Origin of the sequence: Paenibacillus sp. UASWS1643 (genome assembly GCF_008693195.1) — a bacterium.
GTDB classification, from domain to species: Bacteria; Bacillota; Bacilli; order Paenibacillales; family Paenibacillaceae; genus Paenibacillus; species Paenibacillus amylolyticus_B.
This window is the reverse complement of record NZ_VXKZ01000111.1, coordinates 249,660-274,290: the sequence shown is the minus strand read 5'-3', so window position 1 is coordinate 274,290 and position 24,631 is coordinate 249,660. Positions and strand designations below refer to the sequence as shown.

The window sequence follows — 24,631 nt, the reverse complement described above, 5'->3', positions numbered from 1 at the left end:
CAGTTGCTCCATCGCACCCAGAATCGTCAAATCCTGTGCCTGCGAAAGATCAAGCTGCAAGGCAGACACATGCTTCAACTGTGCCAATCGCCCCATAAATCCGGATGAATATACCCCTTTAGGGTCCATATGCGATATGTGTAGGATCAGATCCGGCCGGGCAAAGAATACTTTGGCATCGAGCTCGGCAAGGTCCTCGTGTGTATCCGCGCCAACGCGAAAATGAACCGTTGCTCTGCGGCGCAACAGATGCACCGCCTGGTGCATCTTTTCGGCATTCCATGGAGCCCCCTGTATTGAAGCATGCCATAACTCACTCACAGATAATCCCCCTTTTCCATCCATAGTTCCAATTCATTCCATTATAAACAAGATCGCTTGGATCAACCACCACCGATCCCCGTTTTTTCATTCCTTTCCTCTTTTTTCATCCCTCCCCTTTCATCCTTCTCATACTCATGCCTTTCCTTTCCGTCGCTTTCAGGATTATTCGACAGCAATCTACATAAAACTATAACTTATACCGACATATAACTAAGGCGTTTTAAGCTTTTATTACTCATCTGGGGAGATGGAATATGTCGAACATGTTGAACAAGTGGGGGAAACCGGGAACACGGACATCCAGTATGGCAAATACGTTGTCCATTGTGCTGCTGATCATTATCGTAGTTGTCTTTGCCGTGCTGGGAACATTTATGTTTGCAAGCACACGAAACATTCTGGTGAAACAGCAGGAATCCATGCTCCAGACCAAGACACAAGCCATTGTTAGTGAATTTGATGCACTATTCAAGGAAAAAGGTGCACTGGTCAAGCAAATGTCCACCAACACATTATTTCAGCAATACATAAAAACAACAGCATCTGCTGCGGATGCGGCAAGTTCTACCTACGCTGCGGATACACAAGCGACACTGGCCGCTATCGTTAAGGCAGAGCCTTCGTTTGCCGATGCCTGGGTCGCGGGTCTGGATGGAAAAGGCTTTTGGATTCAAAATGATGGTGTCGTATCTGCACCGGACTTTGATATCCAGTCACGTCCATACTACAAGCCGGTTACCACCGCAGACGGACTTTATTTCTCCGATCCGTACATTGATATTGCAGCAGGCAATGTACTTATGGGTATCTTTTATCCGATCAAAGACGACAACAACAACACGATCGGCTTTGCCGCAGCGGATATTGCATTTAAGGATATTCCGGCGATTATGGAGAGTTATTCCCTTGGAAGCACGGGCTATTCCATGTTGCTGTCCAAGAGCGGGGAAATTCTGTACCATCCGGATCAAGAGAAGGTTTTGAAGGAGAACATCCTGGACAGTACGGGGGACATGGGGGACATCGGCAAGAAAATGCTTGCCGGTGAAAACGGCGTACAGCTTATGAACGACAATGGGGAACGTCGTTATATCGGCTACGCTACCAGCAAGGATACGGGATGGTCCGTTGGTCTGACCATATCCGAAGAAGAAGTTCTCGCGGAATTAAAAACGTTCACGTGGATTACGCTTGGCGGTTTTGCTGCAGCTACCCTTCTACTTGTAATTATCTGTTACATTACCCTTCGCCGTCTGTTACGCTCCATACCACAGCTGCTGGCTAAGATTAAACAGATTGAACAAGGTGATCTGACTGTCCAACTGGATATCAAATCTAATAATGAAATTGGACAGATCGCTACAGGCTTGAATTCCATGGTACAGAAAATTCAGGTCATGCTGCAAATGGTCGGCAACTCGGCGCAAATCCTGAACCAGTCGTCGAATGATCTGCAAGCCATCTCCTCTCGAACAGCTGTGACCATGAATGACACATCAACAGCCATCAACGAAATTGCCAATGCAACGAATTATCAGTCCATCGAAACGGAAAATATTTTACGAAAAACAGGCTCTTTATCCAGCCAAATCGATGAAATTGCTACCGATGCGCAGGCTATGGGAACGGTCGTGCAGACATCTGCTGATCAGAGCAGCCAAGGACTTGCGGTCGTGGAACAATTATCGAAATGGTCCGAGGAAAACCATCAGTCCACCCAAGCAATGTCCTCTATTATCCAGGAGATTGACCTGAGTCGGAATGAAATATCCAGTTTTGTGGATACGGTCAAACAGATTGCCTCTCAAACGAACCTGCTCGCCCTGAATGCCTCCATTGAGGCTGCACGTGCTGGCGAACATGGAAGAGGATTTGCCGTCGTTGCCGAAGAGGTCCGCAAACTTGCAGAACAGACGGCTCAGGCAACAGAGGAAATCAACAAAAAGGTGAATGTTATTGAAGAGAAAACAACTTTGTCGGTTGAACATACCATGCGTGGTATGAAGATTGCGGAGGAGAATGCCAAATCCGTAGAAGATACCAAACATGTATTCTTTAGTATTAACAAAGACCTGAAAGATCTTCAGCAGCGTATGATGCAGATTACTAACAATACATCCAATGTACACAAGCACAAAGATGAGATATTCCAGGCACTGGAGATTATCTCTTCCACCACTGAGGAGAACTCGGCATCGACGGAAGAAGTAAGCGCCAGCACGCAGGAGCAGCTGGATAGTATCGAACAGGTAGCGGATCTGTCAAAACAGTTGAACCAGCTATCTGGCAAACTGCAAGACGAATTAAGCCAGTTTAAAGTAAAGTCATGATCCGCAAGCTTTCCCCTGCTCTTCTCTTTTAGTCGCTGTCCATTTATTATTAATGAATATGCATACGAAGAGGATTGGAGGCTGATCATCATCATGAACTTTGCCAAACGAATGGATCATTTCAACGAAGGAATTTTCACCCGGTTGCTGGAGATCAAGCGCCGCAGACAGGAGAACGGACAGCCGGTTATTGATCTCAGTGTGGGTACGCCGAATATCCCACCTGCGCAACATATTATAACTGCGCTATGCGAGGCCGCAGCTGATCCGGCTAATTATATATATGCAGTGAATGATCAGAGTGAGTTGCTGCAAGCTGCTAGCGATTGGTACAAGCAGCGCTATCAGGTCGAGTTAGACCCGGCAACACAGATCTGTTCCTTGCTCGGTTCACAGGAAGGGCTGGCACATATATCCCTCTCCATTGTTGATGAAGGTGATCTGGTGCTGGTCCCCGACCCCTGCTATCCAGTCTTCGCGGATGGACCGTTACTGGCAGGTGCAGAACTGTATTATATGCCGCAAAAAGAAGAAGACGGATATGTTATTCAGCTTCAGGATATACCGGAAGATATCGCTCATCGAGCGAAATTCATGCTGGTCTCCTATCCCAACAATCCAACAACTGCGATGGCACCGGATCAGTTCTATCTTGACCTGATTGCCTTTGCCAAGAAGTATGATATTATCGTGCTCCACGATAATGCGTACAGTGAACTCGTATTTGACGGAAAGTCATGCGGAAGCTTCCTAGCGTTTCCTGGCGCCATGGACGTTGGTGTTGAGTTCAATTCCCTATCAAAAACGTACGGACTGGCCGGGGCTCGAATCGGCTTCTGTGTGGGCAATATAACCATGGTCTCCATGCTGAAAAAGCTAAAATCCAATATGGATTACGGGATGTTCCTACCGATCCAAAAAGCAGCAATTGCCGCCATTACCGGTGATCAATCGGAGGTTGAACGGGTCAGAGCTATTTATGAACAGCGCAGAGACATCCTCTGTGAGGGCTTCAGCAGTCTGGGTTGGCCGATTGCCAAACCTGAAGCAACGATGTTCGTCTGGAGCCGGATTCCGGCGCACTACGACAGCTCGGAACAATTTGCCATGGATCTGGTTACACATGCAGGAGTCATCGCAACACCAGGGAGTGCCTTTGGCCCTTCAGGTGAAGGGTATGTGCGCTTCGCCCTCGTTCAGGATAATGAAATATTGCAACAAGCGGTACAATCCGTCGATGACAGCGGGATTCTGAAATCCAGCTAACGGGAATACGATTCGAATGTGCTCAAGCAAAAATCCCCTCAAGGTTCACAGGGAGTAAAAGTATCACGTTTGATAACGTGATCTCTACTTCTTGTAGACGTGAGGGGATTTTGTCATTTGGTGTGGGGATAGACATTCATTGGGTGATTTAAGCTCACGGCAGAATGGTGCCAAGTGACAGCAAAAAGCCTGCTCAGGGAGCAGGCTTTTTGTTTCAACGATTTATACAGACTTGCGCCAGTTAGAACGATACATCAGATACAGGAAGTACGGTGTTCCAATAATCGCAATGAGTATGCCTGATGGAATCTCTGTCGGTGCCATGACGGTTCTGCCGATTGTATCGGCGAGCACCAGCATAACTGCACCCGCTAATGCGGATAGGAACATGGATCGTCTTAACTTATTCCCCGTCAGTAGCCGTACCATATGTGGTGCAATCAGGCCGATAAAACCAACGGTTCCTACACAAGCAACCGCCCCTGCTGCAAGTAGTACACCAACTGCCATGGCTAATAAACGTGTACGACGTACTCCGAGACCAAGCCCGGATGCACTATTGTCGTCAAATACCAGCAGTTCGAATCTGCGTGCCAGCCACCAAGCTACCGGTACCAGAATAACTAAAAATAATCCGATAACCTTCACCTGTTCCCAGGTACGAGCATAGGTGCTTCCTGTCAACCAGATATATCCGCTGCTACCGTATACCGCACCTCGGACAATCAGAATCTGAATACCTGCTCCAGCAATCGCAGACATCGCAATCCCCAGCAATACAACCGCCGAAGGGTTGAGTCCTTTCTTCCAGGCGAGGGAGAACACAACCACTGCAGCGATGGCTGCACCGATGATTGCCGCAATTGGCAGCAAATATATCGGAAGACCCGGCCATAAAATGATGACCATCATCGCTCCAAGCCCTGCACCTGAGGACACACCAACAATTGAAGCATCTGCCAGCGGGTTACGTACCGCCATCTGAATGAGCACACCGCTAATTGCCAGTGCAGCTCCTGCACCTGCGGCAACAAGAGTACGCGGAATCCGAAGCTGAATCAGCGCGGAGAACAGTCCATCCGATTGGAACAGACTTGGTAACCAATCGGCCAGCGGAATTCGCATACCGCCAAACATCGTACTGAGCAAGATAAGCACGACCGTTATGACTGAGAATAATACAGCCATAGGGCCAAATGCAAAGCGACGCGCAGCTCCTCCTGTGCTCATTGATGTAGACATGCCTGATCCATTCGCAGCCTTCATGCGTGTAAGAACAAGCCAGATGAGCCACGGTGCGCCAATAATCGCCATAACGGCACCCGTTGGCAGTTCCATGCTGGAGTTATGCACCATCTTGGCGAGGACATCTGCTCCAACCAGGAGCGCTGCGCCCCATATGAACACACCGGGTAAAAGTAATCGATTAGAACGTACACCACTCAATCGAACTAGATGAGGTGCAACCAGTCCCACGAACCCAATCGGTCCGATTACACTGACAATCACGGCAGCCAGCAATACAGCAAGAATTAACCCTACTGTACGAGCCAATGTAACCTTTTGTCCCAAGGAAGAAGCCGTTGATTCATCCAGCTCCAGCATATCCCACTGTCTGGACAGGATTAACGTGAGAAGGGTAATCCCAACCACCCAAGGCAAAGCATAAAACACACCACTCCAGTCATTCTGGACAAGTGTTCCGGAGCCCCAAAGGAACAACCCTTGTGTCTCCATGGAGAAAAAAATATGTAATGCACTTGTAAATGAACCAAGCACCATTGATACAATCATCCCGGACAACGCAAGTCGAACCGGGCTTGATGTTCGTCCGCCGCCCATGAAATAAGCCGCAAATGCTGCCAGCAAACCACCTAGTGCTGCGAAAAGAAAAGGCGACTGACTTAATAGACCTGGAAAAGCGATAGCTCCCAGTACCACCACAAAGTACGCTCCTGCATTAATGCCCAGTGTATCCGAAGCAGCCAGTGGATTACGCGTAATCGTCTGAAGCAAAGCGCCCGCAACAGCCAATGCACCACCCGCAAGAATACCAATCACTGTACGAGGCATGCGCAAGTCCCAGACCATATTGTGCTCTAATGAATCCTGTCTGCCTGTGAGCGAGTCCCAAACGACATGCAAAGGAATGGATGCCTCTCCATAAATTAGACTTACAAAAAAAAGCACGATGAGAGCGGTTAAACCGCCCCCATATATGCTTATTGTGCGCCAATTCATAGCTGGCTTAGATCCTTGAACCGAACTCATTTGGTAATCGCCTCGACTACCCCATCAACCAATACTTTGGAAGAGATCGGTCCACCAAAAGTCCATGTGGTGCTGGCCAGTTGATAGGTACGTTTGTCCTTCACGAAGTTCAGTCCGTTCCAAACCGAGTTATCTTTCATGGCTGTGCCAAAAACGTCATCGTCTGGTTGAGTAATATAAATGAAGTTACTGTCCTTAACAGCGGTCAACGACTCAATTCCTACTGTCGAGAAGCCGTAGTTTTCCAGTTTGTCCGGCTTCCAATCGTTCACCAGACCAATTTTGTCCAATGTACCAATAACGACCGAATTATCCGTAAACATACGCAGGCTGACTGCATTTTGATATGTGAATGCTTGAGTCAGTGCAAAGTTGAAGTTCTCTTTACCCGCAGCAGCCAATTTTTCTTTGGCTTCTACATAGTGCTGATCAAGATCACTAAGAACTTGCTTAGCCTTGTCTTCTTTACCAAGAGCTGTTGCAATGGTATTAAAGATCTCTGTCATTTTGTCATAATTATAGCCATCGCCATCATACGGATCGAATTCAATGGTTGGTGCGATAGCATTAAGCTGATCATAGACCGCATTATTATTATCTGCGTTAGCAATGATCAGATCCGGCTTTAATGCAGCAATAGCTTCCAGATTCGGCTCACCGCGTGTTCCGATATCCGTTACACTATCATCCAGTGCTGCTTCGGATGTTACCCACACTTTATAGTTAGCGTTATCTGCATTACCTACTGGCTGAACCCCCAGGGCAACAACATCTTCCGTATATGTCCATTCAAGCGTAACAACACGTTCTGCTGGCTTGTCCAGCTTAAGCTCTCCACGTTTATGCTTCACGGTAACAGGACCTGCTGTCTCTTCAGCGGGAGCACTGCCCGAATTAGTACCTTGACTTGTATCTGTTGTAGTCGTGGTTTTACCACAACCCGCCAAAACCAGCACAAATGCCAGCATGATCAACAGTGCATTTAACCCTTTTTTCATGTCTTGATCTCCCCTGTTTGTATGTATTTATATGATAACAATTATCATTATCACTATTGGATTATGCCGTAGGAATGGATTTTTGTCAATGCAAAGTACCATATTCCAACTCTTTTATGCAATAAAAAAGGAAAGGGATAGCTCTAAGGCCATCCTTTCCCTTCTAGTGCTTGTCTGTTGCACTAACTCAACTGCATCGTAGTGATGCATGTATTATCATTTTCGTATGTAGACAATTGCGTTTCTGCAACCTTTCCATCTTGAACAATACGAATCAGATAGGTTCTGTCTCTAGGCACCCAAAAATCCATAAATCCGTTTGTACCAGACTTCATCACTTCATCTTTCATAAAAGTGTTGCCTTGGGAATCATGAATGGTAACGCTGAATTCCTTATTGCTCATTTCCCCCTGACAACCGGTCAAGCTGTGAATTGCACAGGGATGGGTCTGGTCCACATAGGGTGCAATGGAAAGGAAAAATTCATTTTCAGGCAAATCGTATGTAGTGGTCTTTTTATCTTGATCGGTTACGATTAACTGTTTAGCATTGATGGAGGCAGATTCCGGTGTCTCTTTTCCTGTGCTGATATCTTCCACCAATTTTCTGATGCTGGGCGCATTGGCTGTACCCGCCTCTTCCTTGCCTGTATTGCTTGCAAACAGATAGGTTCCAATTACAATCACAACTGCAACACTTGCAATGATCCATATTTGTTTTTTCATCTGGAATCCATCTCCTCGTCCGTTTTCATTAAGTATAATGGAGAACGAAGAAATATGGACTTATACAACAAACAATTCACCAGATTATCACATTATTGGTACGAATCTTTTCGCATCATAGTTGATTGGTTCGAATGGTAGCCTGGGCTCTGGAAACGCAGAGAGCAGCGGTGAAGTCTATGCGCTTCATCGTCCCGCCACTCTCCAGTGCCTACTAGTTCAGACTATCTTGCTGGATAAATAGACTTATTGACTGGATAAAAGACATAAACTTTTATTTTTATGCTGACATAGACTATATTGAGAATCGGAATTAAGGAGTCAGTTTTAGAATGGTCACAGTGGTATTTAGATTGTTATGCAACTGTGCAGGAGTTGCATTCGCATTTACCAGCTGGATCGTCGTCGGAACCGTTGTTACTGTAATAATTACTTCAGCAGAGATAGGTCCACCTCCATTACCTGTGAAAGGCACAGGAGTTATGGGCGTTCCATTTACCGTGAGGTTGAAAGCCGCATCGCCCTGATTATGAATGCTAAAAGAGATCAAGTAACTTCCTGTTTCATTGATTGTTATCGTGGAGGAAGGCGGCACGAAAGTGAATGCACCTCCAACATTAGCCAAAACCCCGGTTAAAGTTATTGGTGAGTTGCCAGGTACTGTGTCTGTGCCTGTGCCAGGATCTGCTCGGAAAACACTTAGGAAATCGGATATTCCAGCCCCAACTGGACCGGCCGGACCTGTTGCTCCTGCTGGACCTACTGGACCTGCTGGACCTACTGGACCTACTGGACCCACTGCTCCGAGCGCGCCTGCTGGCCCGACTGGCCCTTGTATACCCGGAATTCCTTGCAGTCCTTGTGGTCCCGGTATCCCTTGAGCGCCAGTTGCCCCTTTTGGACCTATCGGTCCTATTGGTCCTATTGGTCCAGAAATTCCTTGAGCGCCTTGCGGTGCATTAACCACAACCTTAGGTCTAACCTTTACCACCTTAACCTTAACTCGACAATGCATGCTTTGTTTAAATTTACGTCTACAAATGCGTTTTCCATGACGATTTAACAATCAACTCACCTCCGTGATATTTCTCCACATACTATGTGTATCCATCACGAGGGGCATAGACTATTAACTATAAATTAGAAAATTATAGTGCCTATAATGAGTAAATTGGTCTATGAATCCAGTCTATAACATGAATGCATAGACCAATTTTCAATATAATATGCAGATAAAAAAGCCAGTCGAACACGAGATACTCTCGATGTTTGACTGGCTTTTGCTATGCTTATCCCTTTCACACAGGTTCTTCTTATTTTACAATAGTGTTTTGTTTTTCTCATAGAACCGGGCGTTGTGGGAAGAGACACCCGCCATATCAGACGCGTCAGGTTCCAGATACGTCTTGGCACTGTTGACTGCGAGCACCGCATCGTTAAAAGCACCAGCGATCAGCCTGACTTTGCTTCCATAGGTGATGAAATCACCTGCTCCGAATATGCCTGGAATGTTGGTACGCATGCGCTGATCAACGGATACGCCGTAATCTTCACGCGCTAGCCCTCATTGCACGAGGTTACCAAAATCACGATCATACCCATGGCTTACAACAACTTCATCCACTTCAACATGTGTGATCTCACCGGTTTCTACATGGGCCAGCTCGACAGGATCGATTTTGTCACCTGTACCGTATAAGCGAGAGATACTATATGGTGTCATGACGTTGGATTGAGCTTTCATCTGGGCAACAGGCGACTCATGTCCAGTAAATTCATGACGTCTGTGTGCCACCGTAACTTCACTTGCTATTTTGCACATTTCATTCGCCCAATCGACTGCGGAACTTCCATTGAGCAATCCATTCCATGTTGTCAGACATAGGTTATCCTTTCAATGGGGATTAGTAATCCAGATTTATAGGTTTCACTATATCAAAATACATGACAACTCCATAACCAACAAGCTATAGCCTGAATAAAATGGTGGACAGCTATTATACATCTCATAATTAATTTTAATCAGAAAAAACACAACAAAAAAGCCCGTACCATCCGGTACAGGCTCTTTCTTACAACTTTAATGCTACTTTTCTATGCTACGTTTTACGTATTACTCAATGCTGGGTTTCGGTGACCCCTGTCCACGTTTCTTTCCTTTTCCTGCCATCCAATACGTCAGTCCACCTGAGACGCCGAAAGCAATAACCACACCAATGCATGTGTGTAACAGATTCAGGCTACCCTCTTCGATGAAGAGCGGAAGGCTGGCCAAGTTTGGATTCCCCACCATAGCAAATGCCTTGACAGATAACAATCCAAAATATAGTCCACCCGCAGCTCCACCCAGCAATGCCGCATAGAAAGAGGATTTTTTTCTCATGTTGACCGCATACAATGCAGGCTCTACCACTCCAAGGAGGGCTGTTCCCGTTGCCCAGAAAGCAAGTCTTCTGGATGTTGGCTCTTTCGAACGCAAAGCGTTTGCGAGCGCAGCCCCTGCTTGTCCTACAATCGCCACTAACATGGCAGCAATCACCATAGAACCACCATTCATAACCATATCATTAAGGATAATGGCAATCAGCCAGTAGTGTAATCCCATAATTAACATTAGCGAGAAGACTGCTCCCAGTAACATCACCGACAACACTGGAGCATTAGCTACGAGTGAATCCAATGCCTCCGGCAGATATTCATCAATCCAGGTGCCGACTGGACCAAGAATCATCAAGACTAGCGGAACAAGAATCAGAATCGTCAGGAATGGAGCAACCATCCCTTTGGAGAATTTTGGGCTCCATCGTTCAACGACTCTTTCCAAGAAGGCGGCTGCACAGATCGTTAGAATGACCCAGATGGGCGTAGAGTAAAAAGCAGGCTGGGACACAAGTGGCACACCCAGGAAATGAACCTCTTTTTCCCCTGACATCAGCATGGTCATCTCCGGATAAAACATGAGTCCGCCAATAGATGCTGCAACATAGATATTGCTCTTCAACCGATAAGCTGTGCTGATTGCTACCAATACAGGCAGTACATAAAATACACCGTCTCCAATGATCCTGAAGATCGTAAAGGTCTGGCTGTCCATCAATACAGAAGAATCCGCAGAACTGTACGTATCCATTAACGCAATAATGGCGATTATAATTTTAATAACAGCGGCTCCGAGAATTGCAGGCATCAAGGGCCTGAATACATCGGATACAAAATGTAAGATCGAGAATCTGTTCTTCTTCACGTGTCCCGCTTCCTGCAACGCTGTCCCTGTCGAATCCCAAGCGTCCATACCCAGTAACGCATTGTAGATCAGGGAAGATTCATCTCTTATTGTCAGATGACACTGCTCACCTGTTACCTGAATATCTGCTACAACATATGTGGAGGCAAGAACCGACATGTTCAATTGTGTACTGTCCTTCAGTACCAGTGTCGTTGTTCCCTTATCATGTTCTACGAGCTTGATGTTCTCCTTGCCACCTGCGAGTTTCAAACAATCTTCAATCAGTGTGTTATGCATTATGTACAATCTCCTCATGTTACGGTAAACCCGTGTTTTGTGATGTGTTATGATCTAATCTGCCTCTATCTATATACACATTTCCATGAAAAAACTTCAATAGGATAAAAAAACTAATTTCCCTGACATTGCATGTTCATTTATACAAGGTATATGGACCTATGAAGATCGAAAAAGCAAAAAAGCCTACTCTTATGTAGGCTCTTATCCATCTTTATTTAGGAGTCTCACTTACCATATTCATAGCCGATATTCGCGGTTATCAGATGGCGATGCACATAAATATACACCCTTCATCCTATGACAGTCCCAACATCGCGTTCATGTCTTCTTCTGCTGTTGTAATTAACTTCAGCCCAAACATATCCACGAGTACATCCAGAACCCCTTCCGATATAAACTCAGGCGGTTTCGGTCCAATCCGAATGTCCTGGATGCCGAGGCTGAACAGGCCGAGCAGGATCGCAACTGCTTTTTGCTCAAACCAGGACAGCACAATGCTGACAGGTAACTCATTTACAGTACAGCCAAAAGCATCCGCTAAAGCCATTGCGATTTTCACCGTAGAACCGGAATTGTTGCATTGACCCAGATCAATATAACGCGGTATCCCCGTGTCTCCAACCGTACCATAATCCACATCGTTGAAGCGGAACTTGCCACAGGATGTCGTCAGAATTACGGTATCATTTGGCAATGATGTCGCGAGTTCACGATAGTAGTTGCCACCTTTGCCTGGCGCATCACAACCGGCTATAACGAAGAATCGACGAATATGACCGTCTTTCACCGCTTGAATAATCTCGGGCGCAAGCCCAATCACGGTCTCATGATGATATCCTGTCGTTAAGACTTGCTCCGACTGTACATTAGCCGCAGGCAGAGACAATGCACGTTCAATCAGCGGTGAGAAGTCATCATCCATAATCTTGGCAACCCCCTCCAGACCCGCCACTTCGTAAGAGAAAAAGCGGTCTGCATATGTGCCTTTGATCGGCATGACACAGTTGGTGGTTGCAAGAATAGCACCCGGGAATTGTTCAAACAGTCTGCGCTGATCGTACCATGCTTTACCGATATTACCCTTGAGATGGGCGTATTTCTTCAACGCCGGATAACCGTGCGCAGGCAACATTTCCGAGTGGGTATAGATGTTGATTCCTTTACCTTCGGTTTGACGCAGCAACTCCTCCAATGCATACAGATTATGTCCCGTCACCACAATGCACTGTCCTTCGATCTGGTTCTGGCTAACCGTAATCGGTTGCGGTACACCAAAGCGGTCCGTGTGCGCACGATCCAGCACGTCCATAATGCGGATTGCTGCATTACCTACCTTCATCGCCATCTCCAGATGTTCCTGCACATTAAAATTCGAGTTCGTTAATGTCATATATAATGCCTCATGTGTAATCCGATCCACCTCAGGATCAGAATATCCCAACTGGCGTGCGTGTGTCGCATAAGCAGCGATGCCTTTTAACGCAAAAATCATTGTATCCTGCAAACTTGCGATTGTTTCATTTTTACCGCATACCCCAACCACGGTACACCCGCCACTCGGCGTCTGTTCGCACTGATAACAAAACATATGGGTTCCCCTCCAAACATAGATTAAACGCCCTTCGTTATGTAATAGCGTAACAGACCCTGAAATGCGCTAGTGTGATGGTGCACACAGTTTTTGATCTAACATCTATCTATGGTTCTCTAGAGCATCATGCAAACTGGAAATAATAACATTCGAAAAGAGGCATATCTCGGATCATTATGAAAAATACTGTGTACAGCTAAAAAAGTATACATTCCATAATCTTAAAAAATACGGAAATGAAACGATTCTAGATTTTGCTCGTAAGGGTAATACACAGAGAGAAATCTAATATTCAAGGAGCTGGTCAATTGCAACATTATAGACACAGTGCGGAGGAAACCCTTCAGGATGTACAGAGTTCCTCCAAGGGACTCACAACCTCCGAGGCTGCAAAGAGACTTGAAACGGAAGGATATAACGAGTTAAAAGGGAAAGATGCAACACCTGTCTGGAAATTGTTCCTCGAAAATTTTAAAGATCCGATGGTCATCGTGCTGCTGATTGCAGCTGCGGTTCAGGTTGTACTTGGACACCTGATTGAATCGTTGATCATTTTCCTGGTTATTTTACTCAACGCGGTAATCAGTGTTGTGCAGACCAAAAAAGCCGAGAGTTCGCTTGACGCGCTGAAACAGATGTCTGCACCCGAAGCAAAGGTCATTCGTGACGGGCAGAAAAAAACCATTCCGGCGAGGGAACTCGTTCCCGGTGATATTGTTATGCTGGATGCAGGTGATTATGTCCCGGCAGACGGACGTATTCTGGAATCAGGAAGTTTGAAAATCAACGAAGGCATGCTGACCGGAGAATCCGAAGCTGCGGAGAAACACGCCGATACCATCCCGGATGAAGCGCCAATCGGAGATCGTCGCAATATGGCCTTCAGTGGCTCACTGGTCGTATATGGACGGGGCATGCTTGTCATTACAGGCACGGCTCTCAAAACGGAAATTGGTAAAATTGCCGAGCTGATTGAAAATGCCGAAGCCAAGAACACCCCATTACAGCGCAAGTTGGAATCATTCAGCAAAAAACTGGGCTTTTTCATCCTGGGCTTATCGATTCTCATCTTTGGCATTGAAGCCGGTCGTGTATGGTTGACCGAAGGTACGGAGAATATCGGACCTTCCATCGTAAATGCATTGATGTTTGCCGTAGCTGTTGCGGTTGCTGCCATTCCTGAGGCACTTTCCTCCATTGTGACGATCGTATTGTCACTCGGAACGAATAAGATGGCCAAACAACATGCGATTATTCGCAGACTGCCTGCCGTTGAGGCGCTCGGCTCTGCCAGTATCATCTGTACGGATAAAACAGGAACACTAACTCAGAATAAGATGACTGTCGTCGATTATTACATTCCCCATGGCACCAAGGACGAATTCCCCGATGATCCCGATCAATGGTCGGAAGAGGAACGACGTCTGTTACATATTGCAGTACTCTGCAATGATTCGAATATTAACCAGGAAGGCAAGGAACTCGGTGATCCAACCGAAGTGGCACTCATTGCCTTCAGCAACCGGGTGAACAAGGATTACAATGAAATCCGTGACCAGTTCCCGCGTGAAGCCGAGCTTCCTTTTGACTCGGATCGAAAGCTCATGAGTACGGTGCATACCTTCGAGGGACAGACGGCTTTGCTGACCAAAGGTGGACCGGATGTGCTGTTCAGCCGCTGTAGTCATGTGTTTATCAATGGTGAAGTTCAGCCCCTCACACCCGAGATTCGCACACAGTTTGAAGAGAAAAATGAGGCATTCTCCAAACGTGCCTTCCGCGTTCTTGCCTATGCGTACAAAAAATTTGATGATAAAAACCAGGTCACCATTGATGACGAGCATGATCTGACGCTTGTTGGCCTGACAGCGATGATTGACCCACCGCGTGAAGCGGTATACGGGTCGATTGAAGAGTCCAAAAAAGCGGGCATTCGCACCATCATGATCACCGGAGATCACAAAACGACGGCCCAGGCCATCGGTGTGGATATCGGCCTTGCAGAACCGGATGATCTCGCCATTACCGGTGCCGAACTGGACAAAATGTCTGATGAAGAGCTGGATCAACAACTCGAACACATCTCGGTATACGCCAGAGTATCACCTGAGAACAAAATCCGGATTGTTCGTGCATGGCAGCGTAAAGGCAAAGTGGCAGCCATGACGGGAGATGGAGTTAATGACGCACCAGCGCTAAAACAGGCTGACATTGGTGTAGCGATGGGTAGCGGAACAGATGTTGCCAAGGATGCGGCTGCCATGATTCTGACGGATGATAACTTTGTCTCCATCGTGAATGCGGTCAGTGTTGGGCGGATGGTATTTGATAACATCAAAAAAGCTATCGCTTACCTGTTCGCCGGTAACCTCGGCGCCATTATCGCCATTTTGTTTGCCTTGATCGTCGGCTGGGTTAATCCGTTTACGGCCCTTCAGCTGCTGTTCATCAATCTGGTGAACGACTCCCTGCCTGCCATTGCTTTGGGTACAGAGAAGCCCGAGCCAGATGTCATGCGGCGTAAACCACGTGATATCAACGAAGGCATCTTCGCAGGTGGAACCCTGCAGGCTGTAATTACGCGTGGTGTCCTGATCGGTGCGGCTGTTATCGTCTCCCAATATATCGGACTTGGCATCTCGGAGGAAATCAGCGTAGCTATGGCCTTCACAACCCTGATTCTGGCACGCAGTCTGCAAACTTTTGCAGCACGTTCCAACACACAGACCATCTTCCAGGTGGGCTTCATGACCAATAAATTCGTGCTTGGCTCCATCCTGGTATGTCTCTGTCTCTATGCAATTACACTGATTCCAGGTGTTCGCGGCGTCTTCGCCATCCCGGATACATTCGGCTGGAATGAGTTCCTGATTGCAGGCGGACTTGCTCTTGTCGCTGTCATACTGATGGATGTCATCAAGTGGATTCGCAATCGTGGCAAACAAGTTACTGCGGCATAAGATCTGCAGATATCGTACGTATGCACAAACAGGCGCCCGTTATCGGAGCGCCTGTTTGATTACTTTTTTCTTTACACAGACAAAGCGTACACTTCTCAGCCATACTGATGATTTCTAGGTATCTTCGCAAAAAATTTAAGCATTAAGTTGATATCTATATCCCAACCAACAGATGGACAGATGCTCATCTGCACCGGCTGCCATTCGGGAACTAGGATACGATCGGAAACCAGGAACGATGAAGGACAGTCAAAATTCCCAATGGTGTAGCCCTCTCATTAGCTGATTGGGCTTCTTTTTCATTCACTACATGTGGAATTAATTGGATTTATATGTTATTATTTGTTTATTCCAACAGAAAGAGTCGATCTTTAAAGTGAAGAAAATTTTCAAAGCCGCTCTTACCTGTACTTTACTATTTAATGTGAGTATGGCATCCGTCGATATGGCCTCGCCAGATACTACGGATCAGTACACTACGGAGAAGTTCACTGAAGTTCAAACGTCAGGGACAGCCAAAGCAAAAGTAGGAAAATTTCAAGGTGATAATACAATTGTTATTGATGAAGAAGGGAACCAAACTACGGTTGGGGAACTCAAAACCTTAACAAACCTTGTTTTACCGGATAACCCTAATGCCGATGTATCTCCGAAAATTACCATACAACTGGCACCACACACTGATATGGTACAGCCATTTGCGTCAGCTTACGGTCACGCTTGGCCTTATTCGGCAGTCACTTCAAGCGGTGTCAATTGTTATGGATATTCGGTAAAGGCACCTTTCTTCTGGAACCCTTGAGATGGTGATGGGGTTTCCAATGTGTATGACACAGGATTTTTTACAAATTCGAGCGTTGAAGCAGCCCTTGTAGTTAAAGACGGAAACACGAATGGACTGTATTTCAAACCTGGTTGGAAAATTCTATCTAGTAGAACAGCTGCTGTCACAGACGAAGAACACCGCATTGCTTATAGAGTTGGCTGGATTGATGCCAACAATAATGGCAAAGTCGATGTAGGTATTGATATGGTGGACTTCCACTTTATGTTGCAGAACAGTACGGGAAAATGGTCTGAGAAACACGGACAACAACCATCTATCAACACCAATATCTCAGACCCAAGTACCTTCTCTTGGGATCTGGGTACTTATAAGAATTTTTATAATAGCTCTACTGCTTATATTGCTGCGAAGGTGCACTAATCTATGTAACCATTTTCATAGAAAAACGGCGTTTATCTTTAAGATAAGCGCCGTTTTCTAATTGTAGAGATTTGAATCTAAATTATGGTCATACTGCACCGGTACTGAATCCGGAACTAGCACGTGCGGACTGATCCGCGTCAAGATCGGGGTTGCCCCTGCGTTGCCTAGCAAGAGCGCGATTAATATCGTACCTTACAATTTACATCGCCGTTCATTTTTATTAGACGCAGGAATTAATTCCATGATGGATCAGTATACTTTTGTGTTTTCTTATTCCACTGCATTTTTACTTCGTGCAAAGTATCTCCTGAACCGATTCCCCCGGATTTAGAATAACGTCGTCGCTCAAACCAGCAAATCGAATCTTCAGACAGATTGTTGTGAGTCCCCATACAAATTTCATCGAAGAAAGCCAGACGAATTTTGGTTGCAATATGTTCAAACTTGCTTTGGATGTTTGAGAAATTATATGAGGAAATAATGATTGTAATCAACTTACCTTCTTGCAAATTTTGATGCTGACCAACGTAAAGCTCCACTTCGCATTTATTTACTTCGACCTCACCTGTATTATTTGGAACAAAGTAAGTCATAAGGTACGGCCAGTCAAACCGATAGACTCCTGGATGAATAGATATGTTTTTCATGTAGCGCTCTCCCCTTAATTAATATTTGTATTCTCTTATAGTTTAAATGACTGATTGATAATCGAGTAATGAGAGCCTAGCCAACTTTCACCGGCTGCTCACCGGGCACCAGGAATGCCACCGGGATTAGCACGTACATATTTCATGAACTAAAAAACTCTCGGCTCTTATACCGAGAGTTTGAACTATAATTTATATATAGTTATCGCTTACTGCCTTGTGAAGCATACCCAGACAGCGATCTAAATCAGCTTTTACTTGCTTCTTATAAAGTTCAGCTTTATCAGCACCGCCTGGCGTAAAATGATAGAGTACAATTTCTTGAAAATCTACTTTAGGATCATCACCCTTTAGTTTTTTTGTACGATAAAGTATTCCTTGTTGAACTAGTTCATGCAGAGCACGATAAACTTCGCTCTGAGGTGGCACATATCCAAAATTCTCAAACTCTTTTTTCATGATCTCCAACATTTCATATCCATATCCTCTATGCTGCTCTACCATCGTAATTAAATATAGCATAATGTATGCGCGTTGAGCTATCATAAAGCCCATCTTTGGTCCCCTCCATCGATACTAAATCGTACCTCAATAGTTAGCTCTTATTCAGAATAAAAAAAGACAACTATCTTTTTGATAGCTGACAAGAGCCCAATTAATTATCATAAAAAGAGAAAAGACCCGCCACAGGTTGACGGCCTGACGGGTCAATTAGTCTGAACTTGCTGCACTCGGTTAGTGGAATACCTACCAAAAATGCTGTATAGCCATTGGCTGGCTAATATCATTATAAACCTACAAAATACTTTCAATCAATAACCGGTTCCCTGGCATGATCTGGCCATTACGTCCAGCTGATCGACTCCACCGACCATCCAGATCTCCAGAAACTTGAGAGTAACTTGTTTGGGCTTTTAGCTACTTGTCCAACTGAATCAGACTTAACATCAGTGGGAATTTTAAATCTCAGAACATCAGAAACTAAACCGAAAAATTAAAATCCGCGATTTCTTTATCATATTTTCCGTTCAGTAACGAGCCATTTACCATAAAGAAATCATTCATTAGTGTTGCAAATGAACTTAGAAACTCTTTATTGAAGCTGGAGAGTAGAAAAAAACTTGTCTCAAAGTTAAATTGTGATACGCCAACTATTTCACCTAGATAGTCATATCCTATTACTTCGTTAGCTACATCTTTAATTTCAGTTGTTACTCCATTCATAGGAAGTAAAGCATTTACTTTATCATTGGCATTTGCAAAATTATGGATTATAGAATTTCTCAAAGCAGCGCAATTTTTCATATGTGTCCATTCAGGCAACTGATTTGGAAAATGAATATTTGCAACACTCAAAATATAATTACTAGCTTTCTCAATAGTAGGTCCATAATTGTTTTTATCGTCTATAAAAGATTTAACACTTCTAGTAATCCTTTTGGTTGCTTTTAAAATTTTGCACATTTTAATAAGAATATGCTCTAAAAACCCATAAAGTGTAACAAAAACTGAATTTCTTAATGTTATCGGGAACCAGTAAGATTCATTTTCCAAACCATAAAAATCATAAGATTCACCCTCATGGGTCACTGTATAATGTGAATTTTTGACCATGTCTTTTATCTGGAATTCATTAGACTCTATGTAACTAGATGTCTGACGTAGGAAATCCCTTATTTCAAGTTTGAGCTTACAAAACTCACTTATATTATTATTCAGGCAGTTTCATTCCTTTCATCCAATCTATATCCATGACTTGTTTATCACAGATCGGACACTGTATTTTATCGTTTAGAAGTCAACTAATCTAAGCACATACTTCAGCCTAAATCGTCAAGCCTATACACATTAACTTTTGCTTCTACATTTAATTTTTCTAACTCGGAGATTTCTCTTTTAGTGTTAAAAGCCGAACGCTCTTCGGATCTTGTACGTTGGTTTCTTAGAATCTTCTCCTCACCCATTTCTTTCTTTCTTGGCTGATAACAATCTTCAATGAGAATAGGTGCCTCTACTAAGTTTCCAGGTGTTTTTTCCCATATCACCCGATAAGAATCACCTTGAACACCAGTCACTGTAAAGGTTTTGCCCAAATGCTGAGAATACCAATACTCGTTACTTTTAGCCTTTTTTACTTTAACAGATTGCACATATCTCATCCCCTTTTTCAAAGCAACCCTTATATACAGCTGATCCACTCCGCAGCAGCCTCCAGATCCTCACGAGCTATCTTTGTAATTAGGAGCAGTATGTTGGGTGTTTTTTCTTTATTGGATACCTCTGAGACGGAGCAGAATATTTTCACTGAACAGTGAACCCCCTGTTGGTGTTTGAAGTCTAATTACCATATCGCTATTTTGTACAGTTCCCATTTTGGGGATAATCTCGGCAGGGGTGTCAGTTTGATCATTGCGATAAACTCTGGTTGATGCATTCAGAACACCTTTTTTGGAAAAGTCATTGCGATCTGGACTATCAAATCCATCTACACGGTATCGTAGAAGCTGTGAAGGATTATATTTTTTTGTATCTTTGTTATAGACTGTCCCGCCTTTAAAATACAGGACGTAACTATTTTTTTGGTCCTTGACCATTAGGTTAGTGATAGAAGGCCGGTTATTGTACCACTTGAGCGTATTGATCGGAGCGATTAACCCAAGGTTAGGGTCGTTGGGATCGGCAAGGTCGATAGCGATAAGTGCGTCAAGTTTTCCCTGATACAGTCCATCTTTCGATGTGATGGTCATAAGCTTTTCGTTCCACATTTCTTCGACCGAAGACTTACCGGCTTGTTTCCAATCGGATTCTGGAGTAACCCACATTCTGGCATCACCGTGAAGATGTTCGTACCGTGCCAGGCTATTTCAGCACTGCCCACCGCATACTTATCGACGTCAAGGGAAACACCAGTGTTCGTGGATAGAATACGTTCGATTACAACGATCGCCTGCGCACGTGTGGTCAGCCCTTTCGGAGCGATCTGCCCTATACCTACACCTTTAATTAGACCTGCTTTCGTAGCAAGATACATCCATTTGTCATCTTCCTTTGTCGTCCCCCCAATCGTACGAGCTGCAACCCGTGCCATTTCTTCGCGTGTCATGACTTTCGTCCAAGCCGCTTCGCTATTGTTGAAATCAGCAGATGCGTACAGGCCTGCTTTGCTTGCGGCGTCAACGTACTCGGTGTACCATTTACCGCTTGATGACGTGGTTTCAAGTTCCATGGCCGAGACGACCATCTTCACGAATTCTGCTCGTGTAACGCTGGCGTCAGGCTTAAATGTACCGTTCGTGTATCCATCGACATATCCTTTGGAAACGCCTTTGGTAATAGCGCTAGCGCCCCAGTGGGTTGATTCCACATCGGAAAATTGAGTTGTAGCGGCTTGCACGTTAGGGGTCATGATGTTCATCATGCTTATCATTAGTGCTGCTGCCAGTGCGATTCCTACGATTTTTGTGAAATGTTTTATCATGCGAAATTCTCCTTTTGATTAGGCGCTCTTGATTTGGGAGAACACCCCACTATATTCATTATCGTCATCATGGGCTTAACAATTTGCTTATCTATTTCGTAATGGAGAAACCGAAAGGTTATCCGAATCTTTTTCCCCGCTTCTTCTTTTCTTTTTCAACAAGGTTTTTTCCTTCAGGTCTTCGCTCCGTGCCAGTTGTGAATCGTCAGGCTGAACGTACCAAAGCCTTGAGTAGGGTGGGGTTGCCTGCTTTAATCGCTCTAGTTATCAGGCCAAGTAACCCCGCAACGGTGCGTAGTGGCTCTTAGATGGTCGCTCTTACCGCTTTAGAGCCGATAGCATCAGCCCGATCCTCTTCAGTCTTTTATACTCCCTCCACTATTTTGTAGAATGTGTTTTTCTTCAAGCGAGCTTATAGTTCGCATCCAGGATGCCCCTTTGCTTGGTGTACGAATGTTCACGATTAATTCGCGGCCGCCCCAGGTGCTTCCCTCTTTTCTCAACAGCTTGCGCTTGTTTAATCCCTTTACACTCTTACTCAAGATCTTAAGTACGAAATCCATAATAAATCAACCGATCCCTTCCAAATCTTCATACTTGAGTGTACCCATAATGGGAATGTCGATGACCATCACAACATGAATTTTTGCATCGGTCACACATTACCACTCCTTTAGCATCCTTGTTTATTGCGGCCAAAACGGTTAATTGATTTTCTAAAAAGCGTATCTCCCTCAATTAGGAACGGCTTTAATTCAGAACTTCTATCATCCTATTAGAGCATATTTCAACAACACCATTTATTAAAACACATATGTTAATATATGTATATTATGGATCGTATTCCATTGACTGTGATATCATTAGTGATAAAATATAGGAACACACGTTCTTTATTTTGGAAATTGGTTGTAAAAACCTAAACTCATTTCTCTTTATAAGGTAGGAGTGATCTCTTCAAAAGGGAGGGGGCTTATATTGATAACGAATGATAGTTTGAATCGTCGTTTTATCACGTATATGGCCAATCTTATATATTACAACTCTATAAATTATGACAAAAAGAGAAGACTAAAGGATAACCGTTTTCCTCTAACATTGGACAACGATGAAAATCTCGAATCTGTCTTATTATCCGTCTATGATTCAGAATCTGATCCAGCAAATCTTGAAGATCACATTACAGATCTTTCACTTTATGAAGCTTATGAAACCCTTTCAACACAGCAACAAAATATCCTATCTTTTGCTTACGTGCAAAATCTAAATGACAAGGAAATAGCGCGGATAATGGGAGTGTCCCAACAGAACATCTCGAAACACCGTTTAAAAGCACTATCCAAATTGCGCAAGTTAATAACGGAAGGTGAAGATTGATGTCGGACGTTGATTTCTCTACGCTCATTGCTAATTTAGGATTTCCCATTGTAATCACGTTATATCTACTTATTCGATTTGAAAAAAAAATATCAGACTTAAGTGAAGCTATTAATGCCTTAAAGAATGAAATACAAAAAAATGTAAAGAAGTGATTTTATGATTGCCGATTTGTTAATTCAAGCACAGCAACACCACGATCAGGAGGCAACATTACATATCCTAGAATCTTTTGTCCCGAAGGTGAAAGCCTCTTTACTACAAGTGCCCCTCGAACACCGAGAAGACTTAGAACAGGAACTCTATGTCAAAATGATTGAGGTTATACAAAGTTTTGATATTAGCTGATCTTGAAATAAAATTTTGAGGGTGGTTGTAGAATCTGAGACTGATTTCTCTTTATATAGAGAACGCCGCAAAGGCGATTCTAAATCATAGGGGGTAATATTAATGGCAATTGGTGATGCGTTAGCTTCAAAATCTCAGCTTTATGGACGTGACAGCGTGGATTTATTGGCCCGAACTCTGTGGGGAGAAACCCGTGGCGATTCAGGCTCTCGTGTAGCCGTGGCATATGTCATCAGTAATCGCAAAAATAATTCCACATACAACGAGTTTAAAAACCTGAACTCGATTGAAGCAGTAGTGCTTGCTCCGTTCGCTTTTAGTTGCTTTAACGAAGGTAATCCCAACTTGGCTGAATGCCTGAAACCTGATACAACAAGTGCAGCTTGGAAAAACATCGTTAGCCTTGCATCAAATCTAAGTGGCAGCTCTAATCCAATTGCAGGTAAGTGTTTCTACACTGCTAATACAAGATTTGCAGAACTGAGTTACACTTCAGGTAACAAACTTTATTATAAGTTTCCTGGTGGAAGTACGGTTCAAGTCAGCTCCAAAATTGTAATCGGTGGACACACATTCTTTGATTATGTTGTTTAATTTTTAACGGTTAAAAAAGGCTTATCTCAACAGAATGTACCCCATAGAGTAAACACTTAAAAAAGTCTCTCTATGGGGTACATTTTACAATTGGTCATCCTTTTTTATTTTTCAATAGGTTTAACTTTAATTTGATCGGCAACAAATTCATTCGTGGCACTATCAAATTTATATGTGATATCAAAATCACAAACGTATGTCGGAGATTCGCCAACAGATCCCGAAATACCCAATTTTATTTTTTGATTCTCCAATGAATAAATCACTACACCGCCGAAAGCGAGTTCATCTTGCTTGTAATCCGGCGATGGATCAGTACTATAATTGAATTTCGATTCTGTTCCTTGCACATTTACTGTAATCGCTAATGTTCCATCATCATTTTTAGAAACCTGCGATTTAATCTGATCAGCAACAATATCCTCATAATTTTGGACTTTTATTTCGGATAAATCCTCGGAATTAACGACATGAATATCAAAATTATCTAAGCCTGTCCCTCTGCCCGTTTGGATAATAACTACAGCTTCTTCTTTGCCATCACCAGTAAGATCAGTATAGAATATCTGAGGGTCAGTTCCAGTATCACCAGGAACATCCCAAGCAAAGTTTTTTTCATTACCATTAATATCCAAGTTTACTTCATCGTTCTTTGAATACAATTTCACCTTTTCATCCTCGGAAGACCCCAGCAATTTCGCATCCATATCTTGTACTGGCTTTGTTGTTACTTGTTCACTTGGGGATTCCCCCACACCTTGTGTAACCGTTTCAGGCTTATCTGATCCACAACCTGAAAGTAAAACGACACTCAACAACAGCACTACACTAAGCTCTTTTTTCAACAAAATATTCCCCTTTCATCTACTACCATTACAGAAATTATATCAGAGCAAATGATCTGATGAGTGACATAACATTAACATTATTTACGAATAAAGTTAAAATTATGTTATCTGATTTACCAACAATAATATGCTCAATTA

Annotated in this window: 25 protein-coding genes and 1 pseudogene; 9 read left to right on the top strand and 17 right to left on the bottom strand. The window is 44.1% G+C overall.

The features are described 5' to 3' along the window. Positions 1–321 (bottom strand): annotated as a pseudogene (locus tag FE296_RS19240) (hypothetical protein); the annotation flags it as partial. Positions 322–578: 257 nt separating this feature from the next. On the opposite strand from FE296_RS19240, the gene FE296_RS19235 reads away from it, so the two are divergent. Both FE296_RS19235 and FE296_RS19230 read left to right on the top strand, forming a co-directional pair. Then, on the top strand, positions 579–2,654 hold the full coding sequence (locus FE296_RS19235) for a methyl-accepting chemotaxis protein (RefSeq protein WP_190945362.1): 2,076 nt from the start codon (positions 579–581) through the stop codon (positions 2,652–2,654). A gap of 93 nt (positions 2,655–2,747) precedes the next feature. Next, positions 2,748–3,920: an aminotransferase class I/II-fold pyridoxal phosphate-dependent enzyme gene (locus FE296_RS19230; protein ID WP_150366022.1), complete on the top strand. Its 1,173-nt coding sequence runs from the start codon at positions 2,748–2,750 to the stop codon at positions 3,918–3,920. 222 nt (positions 3,921–4,142) lie between these two features. Here the strand turns inward: FE296_RS19230 and FE296_RS19225 are convergent, their stop codons facing one another. The 8 genes from FE296_RS19225 to hcp all read right to left on the bottom strand — a co-directional run bounded on the left by FE296_RS19225 (position 4,143) and on the right by hcp (position 13,028). After that, the gene (locus FE296_RS19225; protein WP_124115889.1) at positions 4,143–6,191 is read right to left on the bottom strand and encodes an iron ABC transporter permease; all 2,049 of its coding nucleotides are present in this window, start codon (positions 6,189–6,191) and stop codon (positions 4,143–4,145) included. After that, a complete protein-coding gene (locus tag FE296_RS19220) occupies positions 6,188–7,189 on the bottom strand; it encodes an ABC transporter substrate-binding protein (RefSeq protein WP_124115888.1) in 1,002 nt (333 codons plus the stop codon). The genes FE296_RS19225 and FE296_RS19220 overlap by 4 nt, the downstream gene beginning before the upstream one ends. 182 nt (positions 7,190–7,371) lie before the next feature. Beyond that, positions 7,372–7,914 (bottom strand): CueP family metal-binding protein, encoded by a 543-nt coding sequence (locus FE296_RS19215; protein WP_150366021.1) that lies wholly within the window; start codon positions 7,912–7,914, stop codon positions 7,372–7,374. 313 nt (positions 7,915–8,227) lie between these two features. Further along, positions 8,228–8,905 (bottom strand): collagen-like domain-containing protein, encoded by a 678-nt coding sequence (locus tag FE296_RS19210; protein ID WP_223868945.1) that lies wholly within the window; start codon positions 8,903–8,905, stop codon positions 8,228–8,230. Between the two features lie 327 nt (positions 8,906–9,232). Then, positions 9,233–9,436, bottom strand: coding sequence for a hypothetical protein (locus tag FE296_RS33480; protein WP_223868944.1), 204 nt, complete (start codon positions 9,434–9,436; stop codon positions 9,233–9,235). A 42-nt stretch (positions 9,437–9,478) separates the two neighbouring features. Then, on the bottom strand, positions 9,479–9,775 hold the full coding sequence (locus tag FE296_RS33475) for an NAD(P)/FAD-dependent oxidoreductase (RefSeq protein ID WP_223868943.1): 297 nt from the start codon (positions 9,773–9,775) through the stop codon (positions 9,479–9,481). A 252-nt stretch (positions 9,776–10,027) separates the two neighbouring features. Continuing rightward, positions 10,028–11,437, bottom strand: coding sequence for a PTS transporter subunit EIIC (locus FE296_RS19200; protein WP_190945360.1), 1,410 nt, complete (start codon positions 11,435–11,437; stop codon positions 10,028–10,030). A gap of 298 nt (positions 11,438–11,735) precedes the next feature. Further along, the gene (hcp, locus tag FE296_RS19195) at positions 11,736–13,028 is read right to left on the bottom strand and encodes a hydroxylamine reductase (RefSeq protein WP_150366019.1); all 1,293 of its coding nucleotides are present in this window, start codon (positions 13,026–13,028) and stop codon (positions 11,736–11,738) included. Positions 13,029–13,339: 311 nt separating this feature from the next. Between hcp and FE296_RS19190 the strand changes: the two genes are divergently transcribed. From FE296_RS19190 to FE296_RS19180, 3 genes are all read left to right on the top strand, one after another. After that, positions 13,340–15,991: a cation-translocating P-type ATPase gene (locus FE296_RS19190; RefSeq protein ID WP_150366018.1), complete on the top strand. Its 2,652-nt coding sequence runs from the start codon at positions 13,340–13,342 to the stop codon at positions 15,989–15,991. A 322-nt stretch (positions 15,992–16,313) separates the two neighbouring features. Next, the gene (locus tag FE296_RS19185; protein ID WP_150366017.1) at positions 16,314–16,793 is read left to right on the top strand and encodes a hypothetical protein; all 480 of its coding nucleotides are present in this window, start codon (positions 16,314–16,316) and stop codon (positions 16,791–16,793) included. A gap of 21 nt (positions 16,794–16,814) precedes the next feature. Next, a complete protein-coding gene (locus FE296_RS19180) occupies positions 16,815–17,198 on the top strand; it encodes a hypothetical protein (protein WP_150366016.1) in 384 nt (127 codons plus the stop codon). A gap of 236 nt (positions 17,199–17,434) precedes the next feature. On the opposite strand, the gene FE296_RS19175 is transcribed toward FE296_RS19180, so the two are convergent. The 7 genes from FE296_RS19175 to FE296_RS32875 all read right to left on the bottom strand — a co-directional run bounded on the left by FE296_RS19175 (position 17,435) and on the right by FE296_RS32875 (position 21,889). Further along, a complete protein-coding gene (locus tag FE296_RS19175; protein ID WP_150366015.1) occupies positions 17,435–17,848 on the bottom strand; it encodes a hypothetical protein in 414 nt (137 codons plus the stop codon). A gap of 192 nt (positions 17,849–18,040) precedes the next feature. Then, positions 18,041–18,403 carry a replication termination protein gene (locus FE296_RS19170; RefSeq protein WP_150366014.1) on the bottom strand — a complete coding sequence of 121 codons (363 nt, stop codon included), beginning with the start codon at positions 18,401–18,403 and terminating at the stop codon, positions 18,041–18,043. Positions 18,404–18,829: 426 nt separating this feature from the next. Then, positions 18,830–19,462 carry a hypothetical protein gene (locus tag FE296_RS19165; protein ID WP_150366013.1) on the bottom strand — a complete coding sequence of 211 codons (633 nt, stop codon included), beginning with the start codon at positions 19,460–19,462 and terminating at the stop codon, positions 18,830–18,832. Positions 19,463–19,668: 206 nt separating this feature from the next. Next, a complete protein-coding gene (locus tag FE296_RS19160; protein WP_150366012.1) occupies positions 19,669–20,046 on the bottom strand; it encodes a hypothetical protein in 378 nt (125 codons plus the stop codon). 69 nt (positions 20,047–20,115) lie between these two features. Continuing rightward, positions 20,116–20,595, bottom strand: coding sequence for a hypothetical protein (locus FE296_RS33470; protein WP_223868942.1), 480 nt, complete (start codon positions 20,593–20,595; stop codon positions 20,116–20,118). Continuing rightward, positions 20,592–21,326 carry an S-layer homology domain-containing protein gene (locus FE296_RS33465; protein WP_223868941.1) on the bottom strand — a complete coding sequence of 245 codons (735 nt, stop codon included), beginning with the start codon at positions 21,324–21,326 and terminating at the stop codon, positions 20,592–20,594. The genes FE296_RS33470 and FE296_RS33465 overlap by 4 nt, the downstream gene beginning before the upstream one ends. A 356-nt stretch (positions 21,327–21,682) precedes the next feature. Beyond that, complete coding sequence (locus FE296_RS32875) at positions 21,683–21,889, bottom strand: hypothetical protein (protein WP_190945358.1); 207 nt, start codon at positions 21,887–21,889, stop codon at positions 21,683–21,685. Positions 21,890–22,304: 415 nt separating this feature from the next. Between FE296_RS32875 and FE296_RS19150 the strand changes: the two genes are divergently transcribed. From FE296_RS19150 to FE296_RS19135, 4 genes are all read left to right on the top strand, one after another. After that, positions 22,305–22,703 carry a sigma-70 family RNA polymerase sigma factor gene (locus FE296_RS19150; protein WP_150366011.1) on the top strand — a complete coding sequence of 133 codons (399 nt, stop codon included), beginning with the start codon at positions 22,305–22,307 and terminating at the stop codon, positions 22,701–22,703. Beyond that, on the top strand, positions 22,703–22,858 hold the full coding sequence (locus FE296_RS19145) for a YvrJ family protein (protein WP_150366010.1): 156 nt from the start codon (positions 22,703–22,705) through the stop codon (positions 22,856–22,858). Before FE296_RS19150 ends, FE296_RS19145 begins: the two co-directional genes overlap by 1 nt. 4 nt (positions 22,859–22,862) lie before the next feature. After that, positions 22,863–23,051, top strand: a complete 189-nt coding sequence (locus FE296_RS34085) for a helix-turn-helix domain-containing protein (RefSeq protein WP_150366009.1) — start codon at positions 22,863–22,865, stop codon at positions 23,049–23,051. 102 nt (positions 23,052–23,153) lie between these two features. Further along, positions 23,154–23,645, top strand: coding sequence for a cell wall hydrolase (locus FE296_RS19135; RefSeq protein ID WP_150366008.1), 492 nt, complete (start codon positions 23,154–23,156; stop codon positions 23,643–23,645). A gap of 104 nt (positions 23,646–23,749) precedes the next feature. On the opposite strand, the gene FE296_RS19130 is transcribed toward FE296_RS19135, so the two are convergent. Then, on the bottom strand, positions 23,750–24,490 hold the full coding sequence (locus tag FE296_RS19130; RefSeq protein WP_150366007.1) for a hypothetical protein: 741 nt from the start codon (positions 24,488–24,490) through the stop codon (positions 23,750–23,752). Positions 24,491–24,631 lie beyond the last annotated feature (141 nt).

What these genes read in the sequence shown, in the direction of transcription:
- FE296_RS33470 (WP_223868942.1), bottom strand. Translation starts at nt 20,595, where the DNA reads ATGACCATCACATCGAAAGATGGACTGTATCAGGGAAAACTTGACGCA.
- FE296_RS19200 (WP_190945360.1), bottom strand. Translation starts at nt 11,437, where the DNA reads ATGCATAACACACTGATTGAAGATTGTTTGAAACTCGCAGGTGGCAAG.
- FE296_RS19230 (WP_150366022.1), top strand. Translation starts at nt 2,748, where the DNA reads ATGAACTTTGCCAAACGAATGGATCATTTCAACGAAGGAATTTTCACC.
- FE296_RS19215 (WP_150366021.1), bottom strand. Translation starts at nt 7,914, where the DNA reads ATGAAAAAACAAATATGGATCATTGCAAGTGTTGCAGTTGTGATTGTA.
- FE296_RS19175 (WP_150366015.1), bottom strand. Translation starts at nt 17,848, where the DNA reads ATGAAAAACATATCTATTCATCCAGGAGTCTATCGGTTTGACTGGCCG.
- FE296_RS33480 (WP_223868944.1), bottom strand. Translation starts at nt 9,436, where the DNA reads ATGCGTACCAACATTCCAGGCATATTCGGAGCAGGTGATTTCATCACC.
- FE296_RS34085 (WP_150366009.1), top strand. Translation starts at nt 22,863, where the DNA reads ATGATTGCCGATTTGTTAATTCAAGCACAGCAACACCACGATCAGGAG.
- FE296_RS33465 (WP_223868941.1), bottom strand. Translation starts at nt 21,326, where the DNA reads ATGATAAAACATTTCACAAAAATCGTAGGAATCGCACTGGCAGCAGCA.
- hcp (WP_150366019.1), bottom strand. Translation starts at nt 13,028, where the DNA reads ATGTTTTGTTATCAGTGCGAACAGACGCCGAGTGGCGGGTGTACCGTG.
- FE296_RS19220 (WP_124115888.1), bottom strand. Translation starts at nt 7,189, where the DNA reads ATGAAAAAAGGGTTAAATGCACTGTTGATCATGCTGGCATTTGTGCTG.
- FE296_RS32875 (WP_190945358.1), bottom strand. Translation starts at nt 21,889, where the DNA reads ATGGATTTCGTACTTAAGATCTTGAGTAAGAGTGTAAAGGGATTAAAC.
- FE296_RS19235 (WP_190945362.1), top strand. Translation starts at nt 579, where the DNA reads ATGTCGAACATGTTGAACAAGTGGGGGAAACCGGGAACACGGACATCC.
- FE296_RS19135 (WP_150366008.1), top strand. Translation starts at nt 23,154, where the DNA reads ATGGCAATTGGTGATGCGTTAGCTTCAAAATCTCAGCTTTATGGACGT.
- FE296_RS19145 (WP_150366010.1), top strand. Translation starts at nt 22,703, where the DNA reads ATGTCGGACGTTGATTTCTCTACGCTCATTGCTAATTTAGGATTTCCC.
- FE296_RS19170 (WP_150366014.1), bottom strand. Translation starts at nt 18,403, where the DNA reads ATGGGCTTTATGATAGCTCAACGCGCATACATTATGCTATATTTAATT.
- FE296_RS19165 (WP_150366013.1), bottom strand. Translation starts at nt 19,462, where the DNA reads ATGGTCAAAAATTCACATTATACAGTGACCCATGAGGGTGAATCTTAT.
- FE296_RS19225 (WP_124115889.1), bottom strand. Translation starts at nt 6,191, where the DNA reads ATGAGTTCGGTTCAAGGATCTAAGCCAGCTATGAATTGGCGCACAATA.